Annotated in this window: 14 protein-coding genes; 8 read left to right on the forward strand and 6 right to left on the reverse strand. The window is 59.2% G+C overall.

Features of this window, described 5'->3' with window-relative positions; translation table 11 throughout:
• Positions 1 to 9: 9 nt before the first annotated feature.
• Positions 10 to 2,334, reverse strand: a complete 2,325-nt coding sequence (gene mrcB, locus LRO94_RS24255) for a penicillin-binding protein 1B (protein ID WP_032884756.1) — start codon at positions 2,332 to 2,334, stop codon at positions 10 to 12.
• A 118-nt stretch (positions 2,335 to 2,452) separates the two neighbouring features.
• On the opposite strand from mrcB, the gene LRO94_RS24260 reads away from it, so the two are divergent.
• The 3 genes from LRO94_RS24260 (at position 2,453) to LRO94_RS24270 (ending at position 4,922) form a co-directional block, all read left to right on the forward strand.
• Complete coding sequence (locus LRO94_RS24260) at positions 2,453 to 4,009, forward strand: bifunctional aminoglycoside phosphotransferase/ATP-binding protein (RefSeq protein ID WP_032884755.1); 1,557 nt, start codon at positions 2,453 to 2,455, stop codon at positions 4,007 to 4,009.
• 93 nt (positions 4,010 to 4,102) lie between these two features.
• On the forward strand, positions 4,103 to 4,447 hold the full coding sequence (locus LRO94_RS24265; RefSeq protein WP_032884754.1) for a pentapeptide repeat-containing protein: 345 nt from the start codon (positions 4,103 to 4,105) through the stop codon (positions 4,445 to 4,447).
• 202 nt (positions 4,448 to 4,649) lie between these two features.
• Entirely contained in the window at positions 4,650 to 4,922 is a 273-nt protein-coding gene (locus LRO94_RS24270; protein ID WP_032884753.1) for a TfoX/Sxy family protein, read from the forward strand.
• 244 nt (positions 4,923 to 5,166) lie between these two features.
• Here LRO94_RS24270 and LRO94_RS24275 read toward each other — a convergent pair whose 3' ends face one another.
• From LRO94_RS24275 to LRO94_RS24285, 3 genes are read right to left on the reverse strand one after another with little or no spacing between them, the layout of a single operon-like run.
• Positions 5,167 to 5,934 carry a heme ABC transporter ATP-binding protein gene (locus LRO94_RS24275; RefSeq protein ID WP_179179868.1) on the reverse strand — a complete coding sequence of 256 codons (768 nt, stop codon included), beginning with the start codon at positions 5,932 to 5,934 and terminating at the stop codon, positions 5,167 to 5,169.
• Complete coding sequence (locus LRO94_RS24280) at positions 5,934 to 6,917, reverse strand: FecCD family ABC transporter permease (protein WP_163034915.1); 984 nt, start codon at positions 6,915 to 6,917, stop codon at positions 5,934 to 5,936. Before LRO94_RS24280 ends, LRO94_RS24275 begins: the two co-directional genes overlap by 1 nt.
• Positions 6,918 to 6,967: 50 nt before the next feature.
• Positions 6,968 to 7,846 carry a heme/hemin ABC transporter substrate-binding protein gene (locus LRO94_RS24285; RefSeq protein ID WP_032884750.1) on the reverse strand — a complete coding sequence of 293 codons (879 nt, stop codon included), beginning with the start codon at positions 7,844 to 7,846 and terminating at the stop codon, positions 6,968 to 6,970.
• A gap of 155 nt (positions 7,847 to 8,001) precedes the next feature.
• Here LRO94_RS24285 and LRO94_RS24290 point away from each other — a divergent pair, with 155 nt between their 5' ends.
• Positions 8,002 to 8,319, forward strand: coding sequence for a Rieske (2Fe-2S) protein (locus LRO94_RS24290; protein ID WP_032884749.1), 318 nt, complete (start codon positions 8,002 to 8,004; stop codon positions 8,317 to 8,319).
• Here LRO94_RS24290 and sfsA read toward each other — a convergent pair.
• Together sfsA and LRO94_RS24300 are read right to left on the reverse strand one after the other, a co-directional pair.
• Positions 8,316 to 9,026 (reverse strand): DNA/RNA nuclease SfsA, encoded by a 711-nt coding sequence (sfsA, locus tag LRO94_RS24295; RefSeq protein ID WP_032884747.1) that lies wholly within the window; start codon positions 9,024 to 9,026, stop codon positions 8,316 to 8,318. The genes LRO94_RS24290 and sfsA overlap by 4 nt on opposite strands.
• On the reverse strand, positions 9,026 to 10,198 hold the full coding sequence (locus LRO94_RS24300; protein ID WP_032884745.1) for a pyridoxal phosphate-dependent aminotransferase: 1,173 nt from the start codon (positions 10,196 to 10,198) through the stop codon (positions 9,026 to 9,028). Before LRO94_RS24300 ends, sfsA begins: the two co-directional genes overlap by 1 nt.
• A gap of 318 nt (positions 10,199 to 10,516) precedes the next feature.
• Here LRO94_RS24300 and dksA point away from each other — a divergent pair, with 318 nt between their 5' ends.
• The 4 genes from dksA to LRO94_RS24320 all read left to right on the forward strand — a co-directional run bounded on the left by dksA (position 10,517) and on the right by LRO94_RS24320 (position 15,108).
• The gene (gene dksA / locus LRO94_RS24305) at positions 10,517 to 10,960 is read left to right on the forward strand and encodes an RNA polymerase-binding protein DksA (protein WP_032884743.1); all 444 of its coding nucleotides are present in this window, start codon (positions 10,517 to 10,519) and stop codon (positions 10,958 to 10,960) included.
• Positions 10,961 to 11,043: 83 nt separating this feature from the next.
• Positions 11,044 to 11,931: a tRNA glutamyl-Q(34) synthetase GluQRS gene (gluQRS, locus tag LRO94_RS24310; protein WP_032884742.1), complete on the forward strand. Its 888-nt coding sequence runs from the start codon at positions 11,044 to 11,046 to the stop codon at positions 11,929 to 11,931.
• Positions 11,932 to 11,993: 62 nt separating this feature from the next.
• Positions 11,994 to 12,170 carry a hypothetical protein gene (locus tag LRO94_RS24315; RefSeq protein WP_003176118.1) on the forward strand — a complete coding sequence of 59 codons (177 nt, stop codon included), beginning with the start codon at positions 11,994 to 11,996 and terminating at the stop codon, positions 12,168 to 12,170.
• Entirely contained in the window at positions 12,154 to 15,108 is a 2,955-nt protein-coding gene (locus LRO94_RS24320; protein WP_163033263.1) for a sensor histidine kinase, read from the forward strand. The genes LRO94_RS24315 and LRO94_RS24320 overlap by 17 nt, the downstream gene beginning before the upstream one ends.
• The last annotated feature ends 10 nt before the right edge of the window (positions 15,109 to 15,118 follow it).

The following is a 15,118-nucleotide window of genomic DNA, read 5'->3' on the forward strand; positions in this document are numbered from 1 at the left end:
CCTCTTTGCTTAATTCATCCAGCCCTTGACCCAATCCATCACCGATTCCGCGTCCGCAGGGGCACCGCCGCCGCACGCAGCACCGGGTGGTGGCTCGCTGCCGCGAATATACGGCATCTGTACTGCGCCCGGACAGTTAGCGTCGGAACCCTGGCCGGTATGCGGATCAATCCAGGCCTGCACAATGTTATCCGGCTGCGGCATATTCAATGGCAACGGGTCGGCCTTGCGCATAAAACTGGTCCAGACCTGCAACGCACCGGTAGCACCGGTAAAAGGCGTCTTACCGTTGTCGTCTCGACCGAGCCACACCACGGCCAGTACATCCTGACCGAAACCTGCAAACCAGCTATCGCGCGAATCGTTACTGGTACCGGTCTTGCCCGCCAGCGTCAGGTTGGACGGAAGCACCTTATAGACCGAGCTACCGGTACCTTCACGCATCACGCGCTGCATGGCGTTCTGGATCAGGTAGATAGAGCCAGCGTCAAAGCGCTGCTGGATCTGGAACGGGTAGCGCTTGAGCGGCTCACCCTCAGCCGTCAGTACACTGCGGATCCCGCGCATCGGAGTGTTGAAGCCACCGTTGGCGAGGGTCTGGTACATGGTCGCGACTTCCATCGGCGTCATGGCGCCGGCGCCCAACAGGATCGATGGGAACGACGGGAATTCGCGGGTGATGCCCAGTCGAGCCAGCGTCTTGAGGACATTCGGCACGCCGACTTCCAGGCCAAGCCGAGATGTAGAGATGTTGTAGGAGTGCGCCAAGCCTTGATACAGGAACACCGTGCCGTGGGAACGGCGATCGAAGTTCTGTGGGGTCCACACCTGGCCGTCCCCGCCTTTGACCGACAGCGGATCATCCGACAGCCAGCTCGTCAGGGTGTACTTGCTCGGTTTTTCCAACGCAGTGAGGTAGACCGCAGGCTTGACCAGCGAACCAATCGGCCGCACCGCATCCAAAGCACGATTGAATCCGGCAAAACTCGCCTGGCGACTGCCGATCATGGCTTGGACTTCACCGGTTTCCGGATTGGTGACCACCATTGCGGCTTCTACTTCGTCGGAGCCCTTACGACCCGTCAGACGCTTGAAGGTATCGCTGACTGACGCTTCGGCCTTCATCTGCAAAATCGGGTCAAAACTGGTGAAAATTCGCAAACCTTCTTCGGTCAAGTCCTCGTCGCGGTAGTCTTCACGCAGTTGACGTTTAACCAGATCGATAAAGCCTGGGAATGAACTGTCCGCCAACTTGCCGCGAGTTGTCACACCCAGCGGCATTTTCTTCGCTGCGGCCACCTGTTCAGCCGTGGCCACGCCTTGCTGCTCAAGCACATCCAGCACCAAGTTACGGCGCTCAAGCGCACGCTCAGGATTGCGACGCGGGTTGTAGTAGGAAGGCCCCTTGACCATCCCCACCAACAAGGCCACTTGATGCAGCTTCAACTCAGACAGCGGCTGACCGAAGAAGAACTGGCTGGCCAGACCGAAGCCATGTACCGCGCGCTGGCCATCCTGCCCGACGAAGACCTCGTTGAGGTATGCCTCAAGGATTTCCTGCTTGCTGTAGTGAAGCTCAAGCAGCATAGCCATCATCGCTTCGGTGAGCTTTCGGGTCAGACTGCGCTCGTTGGTGAGGTAGAAGTTCTTCACCAACTGCTGAGTCAGCGTACTGCCGCCCTGGGTCATCTTGCCGCCGGACGTGTTCACCCAAACCGCACGGGCAATCGACTTCGGCGAAACACCCCAGTGGCTATAAAAATCGCGATCCTCTACCGCAACCAGAGTTTCCAGCAGGTACGGAGGCACCTGATCAAGCTTGATCAGGATGCGATCTTCAAGGTTTTTCGGGTAAATCCCGCCGATCATCAACGGTTCAAGACGTACCACCGGCAATTTCGAGCCGTTGAGGGAGGACAACTCGGCGACGTAATCACCGGAAAAGCGCACGCGGACCGGCTGGGCTTTTTCCAGGCCTTCATAGAACTGGAAGCCACGGGTATTCAGGTCGACAGTGTTTCCGCTGACAGCGGCCGCACCCGGGCCGTTGCTCACGGGTTCGCGGCGGTAGCCGAGGGCATCGAGCTCGGTAAGGAAGTCATCCTTGCTCAGCTTCTGGCCGCTGAACAATTCCAGCGGGCGCGCGTACACCTTTGCAGGAATGGTCCAGCGCTTGCCGGAGAACTTCTCCTGGACCACAGCGTCGAGGTACACGGCGAAGCCGGCGAGTACCACAAGGCCTACGAGGCCGAGCTTGAGCGCCCAGCCAAGCCAAGGGCGCAGGCCGCGGGAAGGAGGTTTTTTACGGGAACGGGGAGATCGGGTTCGAGTCATGGCGGCGGATTATACGCACTTTATTGATGATCAACATGAGCCGGACAGCGGTTTGCACGACCGTCCGTAGCAGCCATAATGCGCGCCATGATTTCCCCCAGACTCTGAAGGATCGCCCGTGAGCCAGTCACTGATCGCCGCCCTGCAAAACCCGGCTTTGTACCCTCATCCGGTTGAAGCGTTCCAAGTCATCGAGACCCATATTTCATGGGTCGTATTGACCGGCCCTTACGCCTATAAACTGAAAAAGCCGATGAATTTCGGGTTTCTGGACTTCACCGACCTGGAAAAGCGCGAACACTTCTGCAACGAAGAGCTGCGTCTGAACCAGCGTCTGACGAACGATTTGTATCTGGACGTGTTGCCGATTACCGGCACTGCCGAAGCGCCTCAATTGGGCGGCGACGGCCCGGTGATCGAATACGCACTAAAGATGCGCCAGTTCCCGCAAAGCCAACTGCTCAGCACCCTGCAAGCCAATGGCGAACTGACTGCAGCGCACATTGATGAAATGGCCAAGCAAATTGCACACTTCCATCTCACGGCACCGAAAGTCCCGCAAACGCATCCGGCAGGCACTCCTGACGAAGTGATGGCACCGGTACGGCAGAACTTCGACCAGATCCGTCCGTTCCTAAGCGATAAGGCAGACCTGGTTCAACTCGAAGCCTTGCAAGCCTGGGCCGAAAGCAGCTTCGAACGCCTCAAGCCACTGCTGGCACAGCGCAAGCTCGACGGTTTCACCCGCGAATGCCACGGTGATATCCACCTCGGTAACGCCACCTTGATCGACGGCCAAGTGGTGATTTTCGACTGCATCGAGTTTAACGAACCGTTTCGCTTCACCGACGTGTATGCCGACACCGGCTTCCTGGCAATGGACCTGGAAGACCGCGGACTCAAGTCCCTGGCCCGCCGCTTCATCAGCCAATACCTGGAACTGACCGGCGACTATCAGGGCCTTGAAGTGCTGAACTTCTATAAAGCCTACCGCGCCCTGGTACGCGCCAAGGTGTCGTTGTTCAGCATGCCGAGCGAAGCAAGCCCGGTACAACGCGCCACCACTCTGCGCCAGTACCGCAACTACGCGAACCTGGCAGAAAGCTACAGCACTATTCCTTCACGCTTCCTGGCGATTACCCACGGCGTCTCGGCTGTGGGCAAAAGCCACGTATCCATGCGCCTCGTGGAAGCGCTTGGTGCCGTGCGCCTGCGGTCGGACGTGGAACGCAAACGCCTGTTCGGCGAGCAGCAAGTTGAAAACACGCTGCAGGCCGGTATCTATGCAGCAGACGCCAGCACAGCAACCTACGCTCGTTTGAACGACCTCGCAGATACCGTGCTGCGCGCCGGCTTCCCGGTGGTACTGGATGCCACCTTCCTGAAACGCGAACAACGTGAAGCCGCCGCCAAGGTTGCCGAAGCCACCGGTGCGCCCTTCCTTATTCTGGACTGCAACGCACCACAGGCCGTTATCAGCAGTTGGCTGGCACAACGTCAGGCAGACAAAAACGATCCGTCCGACGCTACTCTGGCCGTTATCGAAGCACAGCAGGCCAACCGTGACCCCCTCACAGCTGAAGAACTGTTGCTGAGCAAACGCGTCGAGACCAATCAAAGCGGGACCCTCGACGCTGTGGTCGCGCAAATTCGTCAGCGCCTGCCAGGCCTGTAAGAAAAATTTCTTGGTCGTGTCGTCTACTTGGGCGCACGGCCGAGCAATAGTGGCACTATAATGGCGCCATAAATCCAACAGGAGTTCGTTGTCATGAGTCAGCCCAAGCTTCTTGATACCCCGCTCTACTCGCTCCTGCATAAAGACGATGTTCGCGGTTTCAACCAGGAGCGTCCGAAAGACGGCGCTATCGACATGCGCGGAGGCGACTTCCGTGGGCTGGACTTACGCGAGCTGAATGTCACCGGCGTAGATTTTACCGACGCGTATTTCCGCTCCACCGACTTGCGCGGGTTGGATTTGCGCGACTGCTCGCTGGAGGGCGCCAGCCTGGCCCATGCGCAGATTTCGGGCACTTACTTTCCGCCTGAGTTGACCGCCGACGAAATTCTCATGTCGGTCAATTTCGGCACGCGTCTGCGCTACCGTACCAAGTAACACACGCCTCAAGCCCGCTACGTGCAACGTGTAGCGGGCAGCTCACGCCTGCTCACCGTCAAAATCCCCGCGCCATTCTTATAAGCTTTTTGGCCGTTTCGGACCAAAGAACCACGCTTTTCCTACTGAACGCTACACTCCTGTTCAGGCTTGCCTGGTCACGAATACCCACCGCACCATTCGGCCGTCGCAAGGAGGCTTGATGAACGATGAGCTGCAACACCTGAAAAACCTTGGCAAGACGTCAGCGCAGTGGCTGCATGCGGTGGGCATCCACAGCGCGTCCGACTTGCGGCGCTTGGGCGCGGTCGATGCGTATCGAGCTGTAAGGACTCGCGGCTTCCGCGCATCGAAAGTTTTGCTGTATGCCATCGAAGGGGCGCTGATGGATGTGCACTGGAACGACATCCCCGTTGAGCGTAAGGAAGCGTTGAACCGGCAACTGGATGCAATCTCAACGCGCCAGAAGAATTAGATCGACCAAAACACTCAATATTTACGTAGGTTTCGAACATCTGTTTAAGGAAAGCGGATGGTCACGTAAAAACAATTGTTGACTATCAAATGAGAATCGTTATGATTATCACAACTGGTCGCGAGATCAGCCGATAACTGAAAGACCATTGGTTCGGACTCTCAGATTATCTCCTCATCAGGCTAATCACGGTTATTTGACCCGGCTCTTGCCGGGTCTTTTTTTGTCTGTAAGAAAGCAGACTTTAACGCGCAATGATCAGCGGATGCCCGCGCTCCGGGTGTGGCTGTACCAGCACATCCAAACCAAACACGGCTTTAAGCGGTTCTGGACGCAGCACCCGCACGGGCGTATCCAGAGCGTGGGGGCGCCCCCCGTCAAGCAGCAGAATACGATCACAGTAGCGCGCCGCCAGATTCAGATCATGGAGGATCACCAGCACCGCCGCGCCCCGATCTGCGAAAGTCCGAATAGTTTGCAAAGTCGTGTGCTGGTGCAGGGGATCCAACATTGACGTAGGCTCATCCAGCAGCAACGTCTGCCCCTCCTCCCCCGGCCATAGCTGCGCCAGCACCCGCGCCAAGTGCACGCGCTGGCGCTCGCCACCGGATAACGCCAGGTAGCTGCGACCGCTCAAGTGCGCAACATCTGCTGCTTGCAAGGCTGCATCGATGATTTCGTCATCCCGCATGCGTCCGGTCTGATAGGGCAGACGCCCCATCCCGACGACCTCCTCTACGCGGAATGCAAAGTCCAGGGTCGAGGTTTGTGGCAACACCGCCAGTCGCTGGGCGCGCTGCGATCCGCTCCAGTCTCTCAGCGCCTGCTGCCCCAGCCAGACCTTGCCGTGATCGGGATGCAACTCACCGCACAACGCCCCCAGCAACGTGCTTTTGCCGGCGCCATTGGGCCCCAGCACGCCGAGCACTTCGCCTGGCAGCAAGTCCAAAGTGACATCCGCCAACACGGTTTTTCGACCGCGGCTGATATGCAGGTTTTCAACACGCAGCATCAGGCACGCCCCCGTAACAACAGGTAAAGAAAAAACGGCGCACCAATGAACGCCGTCACAATCCCAATCGGCAACTCCGCGGGCGCCAAAGCCAGCCGTGCGACCAAGTCAGCTAACAGCAGCAGACTCGCGCCCGCCAAAATTGAAGCCGGAAGTAACACGCGGTGATCAGGCCCAGCGAGCAATCTGACCAGATGCGGCACCACCAGCCCCACAAAACCAATCATTCCGGCTGCCGCGACCGCCGCGCCGACACCTAATGCGGTGCAGAACACCAACTCGCGCTTGAGTGCTTCGACATCAATACCCAGGTGACTGGCCTCGGACTCACCGAGCAGCAGCGCATTCAGTGCCTTCGCCCGGCGCGGTAACCACAGCGCCACACCCGCGCTGACCATCAACAACGGCCACAGGCGGGAATAGCTCGCGCCGTTGAGGCTGCCCAAGTTCCAGAACGCCAGGGTCCGCAGGGTGGCGTCGTCAGCCAAGTAAGTAAAAAGGCCCACCGCCGAGCCGGCCAGTGCAGTGAGGGCAATACCGGCGAGCAGCATCGTCGCCACATTGGTCTGGCCATTACGCCGCCCCAGTCGATAGACCAGCGCGGTAACGCCCAACCCGCCAAGAAATGCGCACAGCGACAGGAGATACGGCCCGAATGCATCCGGCAAACCACCAAAAAACGCACCACCGACGATGGCGACGGCGGCCCCGAGCGCCGCACCACTCGACACCCCCACCAGTCCCGGATCGGCCAACGGGTTGCGAAACAGCCCTTGCATGGCGACGCCCGACAATGCCAATACGCCGCCCACCGCCAGGCCCAGCAAGGTACGCGGCAAACGAATCTGCCCAAGAATAAGCTCGGCCTGCTCCAAGCCCTGCGCTTCAATTGGCACGCCGACCAAACGCAAAGCCGCCTTAAGCGTGTCGAGTAACGGCAGGCTCACCGGCCCCAACGCCAACGAAAGCCAGATCGCCAACACACACAACAGCGTCAGCCCGATAAACAGCGTTTTTGGCTTAACCAGCGTGGTCATAGGGCTGGTTTAGCCTGGGCCGGATATAACCCGGCGGACAACTTCACCAGGCTTTGCGGCAGGCGCGGCCCGAGCCCTCCCACCAACAATGTCGGGTCCAGCTCAAATACACGTCCACTCTTGGCGGCTGGCGTCGACGCCAGGATAGGATTCTCTTTGAACAGCGCCGCACGGGCCGCATCACCTGTGAGGGCACGGTCAGCGAATACCAGTACATCCGGGCTCAACCCTGCCAACGACTCCACCGAAAACGGCTTGTAACCGGTGTGCGTGGCCAGGTTTTTACCGCCCGCCTGCTGCACCATCCAATCTCCGGCCGTGTCCTTGCCAGCGATCAGCGGCTTGCCGCCGGCGTGACCGATCAGTAGCAAGACACCAGGGGTCTTTTGAGAAGCCTGGGCCTTCGCGACCCAACTTTTCTGCTGACTGAGGGCATTCTCGTACCAGGTAAACAATTCGTCGGCTTTAGCCTCATCACCCAGCAACTTGCCCAAGTGCTGAAGATTGCCTTTCAAGGTCGGTAAATCCGGCTGCGCCGAGAACATTTCAACCCGAACCCCCGCGCTGCGAATCTGCGCCAGTACCGGCGGCGGGCCCATCTCTTCAGTGCCTACCAGCACCTGCGGGCGCAGGCTGAGAATGCCTTCGGACGACAATTGCCGCTGATAGCCAATACTTGGCAACGCTTTTAGAGACTCTGGATGCTGGCTCGTGGTATCCACGCCGACCAACTTCGGCTCACCGCCCAGAGCCGCCACCCACTCCGACAGCGCCCCACCGGCACTCACCCAACGCTGTGGCAGTTCAGAGGCGTGCGCCCCAGGGTTGACCAGCAGTCCGACAACAAGCGCAATAGCGCTGGCACTCAGGCGCATAACAGGGTTTCCTTCCTAAGGCGGGGCCTTTCGGGCACTCATTGATGTGACAGTTACCCCCTGCCGCGCATCGAACTGAGCACCCAGTCAGCTAACGGGCGAGCCGGCATTTGATAATTGTTTGCATTTGAACGTCAAGGCACTTAAGGATTGAAATGAAGTTTCTCTGCCCCTCCTCTAGCCTCGCGCCAGACAGCAGCCTCGGTTTTGAAATCGATGGTTGCAAATTATTCGCGGTACGCCGGGACGGCATTGCCTACTTCTATATCAACCGCTGCCCTCATCGCGGCATACCGCTTGAATGGCAACCCGATAAGTTCCTCGACGAGAGCGCCAGCCTGATCCAATGCGCCACCCACGGCGCTCTGTTCCTGATCGAAAGCGGTGAGTGCATTGCCGGGCCGTGCTCCGGTAAAAGCCTCCAAGCCCTGCGCGGCCGCGAAGACGAACAGGGCCTGTGGGTAGAGCTCTAATCGAGCAGCACGTCCAACCGGCGATCCACGCAAATTTCCTCGGACGTCACGCGCACGCCGTACGCCAATACTTCCACTCCAGCAGCTTTAGCCTCACGCAAGGCAGCGCCATAGAAAGCATCGATTTCCAAAGCTGGGCGCACGGCGTCAATCCCAGAGAGGTTGACGCAGTACAACTGCACCGCTCGCACACCTTCGCGCGCCAAGTGGGCCAGCTCCCGCAGATGCTTGGCGCCACGCTGGGTCACTGCGTCGGGGAAGGCGGCAACCCGGGTGTTATCAAAGCCTAGGGTGACGCTTTTGACTTCGACATAGGCCGCACCCTCTGGATACTCCAGCCGAAAGTCGATACGGCTTTTCTCCTGACCGTAAGGCACTTCGCGCTTCAGTGCGGTAAAGCCATTGAGCTCCGTGATCACACCAGCCAGTAACGCCTCTTCGACCAACTGATTGGCGCGCGCCGTGTTCACGCACGCCAAGCGGCCCTGAGGCGTTTCGGCAATCTCCCAGGTGCCGGGCAGCTTACGCTTGGGGTCGTTGGAGCGACTGAACCAAACTTGCCCGCCTTCCACCATGCAATTGAGCATGGAACCGGTGTTTGGGCAGTGAATAGTCAACAACTCGCCGGTAACAGTTTCGATATCGGTGAGAAAACGCTTGTATCGGCGAATCAGTCGACCTTCTTCGAGGGGAGGATAAAAGCGCATCAGCCTTGCCAGCTCCGCAAGCCACGGGCGATGCGTTCCACCGCTTCCTGTAACCGATCGAGGTTTTGCGTGTAGGCAAAACGCACATGATGGCCCGCTTGATAGCGACCAAAATCCAAGCCGGGCGTAAACGCAACATGCTCGGTTTCGAGAAAGTGCCGGCAAAACGCGAAGGCATCACCGCCGAATGCGCTGATATCGGCGTACAAATAGAACGCCCCTTCCGGCTCTACGGCAATGCCAAAGCCCAATTCGCGTAAGGCGGGCAGCAGGAAGTCGCGACGACGGCCAAACTCGGCACGACGCTCCTCCAGAATGCTCAGTGTTTGCGGGGTAAAACAGGCGAGCGCCGCATATTGGGCCATGCTCGGCGCACTGATATAAAGGTTTTGCGCCAGCTTCTCCAATTCACTCACTGCAGCCGGCGGCGCCACGAGCCAACCCAGCCGCCAGCCGGTCATGCCGAAATACTTCGAAAAACTATTCAGAACGAAGGCGTCATCATCGACCTCCAGCACGCTGGCGGCATCAGTGCCGTAGGTTAGGCCGTGATAGATCTCATCCACCACCAAATGGCCGTTACGCGCCTTGATTGCTTCGGAAAGCCCGGCTAATTCATCGCGCGTGAGGATCGTGCCGGTGGGATTTGCAGGGGAGGCAACCAACGCGCCCACACTGTCTTGATCCCAGTATCTGGCCACTAGGTCAGCGGTCAGTTGATAACGCACTTCAGGGCCTACCGGCACCAGTTGCGCGGCGCCTTCCACCAAGCGCAGGAAGTGTCGGTTACAGGGATAACCCGGGTCTGCCAGCAGCCAATGCTTGCCCGGGTCCACCAGCAGGCTGCTGGCCAGCAACAACGCGCCAGAGCCTCCCGGAGTGATCAGAATACGCTCGGGATCTACATTCAACCCGTAGCGCTGCTGGTAGAAACCGCTGATGGCTTCACGCAATTCAGGCAGGCCTCGGGCTGCGGTATAGCGAGTCTTGCCATTGGCGAGCGCCGCCTGACCGGCCTGGATGATCGGCTCCGCCGTTGTGAAATCGGGCTCGCCAATTTCCAGGTGAATCACGTCATTGCCGGCGGCCTGCAGCTCATTGGCCCGCGCCAGCAACGCCATGACATGAAAAGGTTCGATGGCGCGACTGCGCGCACTGTAGGGCTGAGCCATTAGCCTTCCTTAACGGTGAGGATAAAATCGGGATTCTACCGAACCCGCGCGGTAAAACATGTTCTATTGCCTGCCCGGCCACCTGTGCGGTGCGGGCAAGCGCGCGCAAAACGACTAAAATCAACATTCGAGCCGAAACATACCCAGCCACGACGGGCCTCTGCAGTTTGCAACCCCGACGCGACAGGCTCGACAACCGGGAGTGGCGCACCCCGAATCTATCTGGTAAGTTCGCCCGCTTGCAGCCGCAGGGCCGGCAGGTGTCGGTGACGTTGCAATCCTGCGCAATGGATTAGAAGAGTGAGAGGCGGTCTATTCATGTCCACCCAAGCAAAGCAACAGCAGACTCAAGGCCTCAATGGCTTCGAACCTTACGTAGAGAAGAAAGGTGAGGAGTACATGGGCGAGCCCATGCGCGAGCACTTCACCAAGATCCTGAGCAAGTGGAAACAGGACTTGATGCAGGAGGTCGACCGTACCGTTGACCATATGAAGGACGAAGCAGCCAACTTCCCTGACCCGGCCGACCGTGCCAGCCAGGAAGAAGAGTTCGCCCTTGAACTGCGCGCCCGTGATCGCGAGCGCAAGTTGATCAAGAAGATCGACAAGACACTGCAACTGATCAAAGACGAAGAGTACGGCTGGTGCGAAAACTGCGGGGTCGAGATCGGTATTCGCCGCCTGGAAGCCCGCCCAACCGCGGACCTGTGCGTAGACTGCAAGACCTTGGCTGAAATCAAGGAAAAACAGGTCGGCAAGTAATCCTGTCGAGCTGAACGAATGGAGCGTGTAAACGCTCCATTTTTGTTTCTGGCGTTTACCGATTTTCCAGTAGTATCCGGCCCATGACAGCCTCTACCTATATCGGGCGATTCGCCCCCACGCCCAGCGGCCATTTGCACTTCGGCTCCCTGGTCGCCGCCCTCGCCTCCTACCTTGATGCCCGCGCCAACCACGGTCGCTGGCTGATGCGCATGGAAGACCTCGACCCCCCCCGCGAAGAGCCCGGTGCACAGGCGGCGATCCTGCATGCCCTGGAAAGCTATGGCTTTGAGTGGGACGGCGAACTGGTCCGACAAAGCGAGCGGCACGAGGCCTACGCCAAAGTGCTGAACGACATGTTCAACCACGGCTTGGCCTACGCCTGCACCTGCTCACGCAAGCAACTGGAACCCTACAATGGGATTTACCCAGGCTTGTGCCGCAACGCCGGTCACGAGCAGCAAGATGCAGCCATCCGCTTACGTGTACCTGAGCTTTCGTACCACTTTACTGACCGTGTGCAGGGTGAGTTCAGACAACACCTGGGGCGCGAAGCAGGCGATTTCGTCATCCGACGCCGCGACGGCCTTTATGCCTATCAACTGGCCGTGGTCCTGGATGACGCCTGGCAAGGTGTTACCGATATCGTGCGGGGTGCCGATTTGCTCGACTCCACCCCGCGCCAACTGTATCTGCAAGAACTGCTGGGCCTACGCCAACCGCGCTACCTGCACGTGCCCCTGATCATCCAGCCGGACGGTAACAAACTAGGCAAGTCTTACCGTTCGCCGCCGTTGACGCCCGACCAGGCCACACCTTTGCTATTGAGAGCACTCCGCGCCCTTGGCCAGCAACCCGGCAGCGAATTGCTTCACGCCAGCCCTAGGGAACTGCTGGATTGGGGCATTCGGCACTGGGATGCCACACAGATCCCGCGCACACTCACCCTGGCCGAAGCGCAATTGAACTGAAGGCGCTTGCAGCTTGCCAAGCATCCGTTACCATCGCCGCAGTTTTCTAATCAGAGGCCAACATGTACATCTATCGATTGGTCCTGCTGTTGGTCGTCGGGATCTACCTGTTTTCTCCCGCCATCATGGATTGGTGGATCGATGCCACGGGCGCTTGGTATCGCCCTTATCTGCTGTGGCTGATCCTGATCGTCGTGACCTTCATCCTGCAGAGCCAAAAAGATGCCGATGAGCTTTAGCCTCACTCAGATGCTGCTGATCAGCGCCGCCTACCTGGCCGCGCTGTTCGGGGTTGCCTGGATCAGTGAGCGCGGAATGATTCCGCGGGCGATCATTCGCCATCCGTTGACCTACACCTTGTCCCTGGGCGTATACGCCAGCGCCTGGGCGTTCTATGGCACCGTGGGCCTGGCCTATCAGTACGGTTACGGCTTTCTCTCCAGCTACCTGGGGGTATCCGGCGCGTTTCTGCTGGCGCCGGTATTGCTGTACCCGATCCTCAAAATCACCCGCACCTATCAGCTGTCGTCCCTGGCCGACCTGTTCGCCTTCCGCTTCCGCAGCACATGGGCCGGGGCCTTGACCACGGTGTTCATGCTGATCGGCGTGCTGCCCCTGCTGGCTCTGCAAATCCAGGCGGTGGCCGACTCCATCAGTATCCTCACCCGTGAGCCGGTACAGCATCGGGTGGCTCTGGCGTTCTGTGCACTGATCTCCCTGTTCACCATCTTTTTCGGCTCACGCCATATCGCCACCCGCGAGAAACACGAAGGCCTGGTGTTTGCGATTGCTTTCGAGTCGGTGATCAAGCTGATCGCCATCGGCGGCGTCGGCCTCTATGCGCTGTATGGTGTGTTCGACGGCCCTCAACAGCTGGAACTGTGGCTGCTGCAAAACCAGACCGCCCTCGCCGCCCTGCACACTCCGTTGCAGGAAGGTCCATGGCGAACGCTGCTCCTGGTGTTTTTCGCCTCGGCGATTGTGATGCCGCACATGTATCACATGACCTTTACCGAGAACCTCAACCCGCGCTCGCTGGTAAGCGCCAGCTGGGGCTTGCCGCTGTTCCTGCTGTTGATGAGCCTCGCGGTGCCGCTGATCCTGTGGGCCGGCCTGAAACTGGGGGCCACCACCAACCCGGAGTATTTCACCCTGGGTATCGGTATCGCCGCCAATAGCCCGGCGTTGGCGCTGCTGGCTTACGTCGGCGGTTTGTCTGCTGCCAGCGGGCTGATTATCGTCACGACGCTGGCTCTATCGGGCATGGCCCTCAATCACCTGGTGCTGCCGCTGTACCAGCCACCGGCCGAAGGCAATATCTACCGCTGGCTGAAGTGGACTCGCCGCGCGCTGATCGTCGCAATCATCATGGCCGGTTACTGTTTCTACCTGCTGCTCGGCGCCGGGCAAGACCTGGCCAACCTGGGTATCGTCGCGTTTGTCGCCACCTTGCAGTTCCTGCCGGGGGTACTGTCGGTGCTGTACTGGCCGACGGCCAATCGCCGAGGTTTTATCGCGGGTCTGCTCGCCGGGATCCTGGTGTGGATCGTCACCATGCTGTTACCGCTGGTCGGCAACCTGCAGGGCTTCTACATCCCGCTGCTAAACATGATTTACGTGTTGGACGACACCAGTTGGCACATGGCCGCGATTGCTTCTTTGGCCGCCAACGTCCTGATGTTCACCCTGATCTCACTGTTCACCAATGTCAGCCCAGAAGAAACCAGCGCCGCCGAGGCTTGCGCGGTCGATAACGTACGTCGCCCGCAACGCCGCGAACTGCACGCGGCCTCGCCCCAGGAGTTCGCCACCCAACTGGCCAAGCCCCTGGGTGCCAAGGCCGCGCAAAAGGAAGTCGAGCAGGCGCTGCGCGACCTCTACTTGCCGTTCGACGAGCGCCGACCGTATGCGCTACGCCGTCTGCGTGACCGCATTGAGGCCAACCTGTCTGGCCTGATGGGCCCCAGCGTGTCCCAGGACATGGTAGAGACGTTTTTGCCCTATAAAGCCGGTGGCGAAAACTACGTCACCGAAGACATCCATTTCATCGAGAGCCGGCTGGAGGATTACCACTCCCGCCTCACCGGCCTTGCCGCCGAGCTTGATGCGCTGCGCCGCTACCATCGCCAGACGCTGCAAGAGTTGCCCATGGGCGTGTGCTCCCTGGCCAAGGATCAGGAGATCCTGATGTGGAACAAGGCCATGGAAGAACTCACCGGTATCGCCGCGCAACGCGTGGTGGGTTCGCGCCTCAATACACTCGGCGATCCGTGGAAAGAATTGCTGCAGGGCTTTATCAACCTGCCCGACGAACACTTGCACAAGCAGCACTTAGCCCTCGACGGTCAGACCCGTTGGCTCAACCTGCACAAAGCGGCCATCGATGAGCCACTGGCCCCCGGTAATAGCGGCTTGGTGCTGTTGGTGGAAGACCTGACCGAAACCCAGATGCTCGAAGACAAGCTGGTGCACTCCGAGCGCCTGGCCAGTATCGGGCGTCTAGCGGCGGGGGTGGCCCACGAAATTGGCAACCCGATCACCGGTATCGCCTGTCTTGCGCAAAACCTGCGGGAAGAGCGTGAAGAGGACGGGGAAATTACCGAGATCAGCGGGCAAATTCTCGAACAGACCAAGCGCGTATCGCGAATCGTGCAGTCATTGATGAGCTTTGCCCATGCGGGCGCCCATCAGAATCAGGACGAAGCGGTCTGCCTGGCCGAAGTGGCGCAGGACGCCATTGGGTTGCTCGCCTTGAACCGGCGCAATTTCGAGGTGCAGTTTTTCAATCTGTGCGACCCCGACCATTGGGTCGATGGTGACTCACAACGCCTGGCCCAAGTACTGATCAACTTGCTGTCCAATTCCCGCGACGCGACGCCGGCCGGTGGTGCGGTACGCGTCAAGACCGAGGCTTTCGAACATACGGTCGATCTGATCGTCGAAGATGAAGGTAGCGGTATTCCACAGAACATCATGGATAGATTGTTCGAACCCTTCTTCACCACCAAGGATCCAGGTGAAGGTACAGGTCTGGGCCTTGCACTGGTCTATTCCATCGTTGAAGAGCATTATGGACAAATCACCATCGACAGCCCGGCTGACACCGAAAGCCAACGCGGCACCCGTATTCGGGTGACCTTGCCGCGTCATGTCGAAGCGACGTCCGCTGTGAACTGAGACCGTCGAG

The sequence above is a fragment of the Pseudomonas sivasensis genome, assembly GCF_021391435.1.
In the GTDB taxonomy this organism is placed as follows: domain Bacteria; phylum Pseudomonadota; class Gammaproteobacteria; order Pseudomonadales; family Pseudomonadaceae; genus Aquipseudomonas; species Aquipseudomonas sivasensis.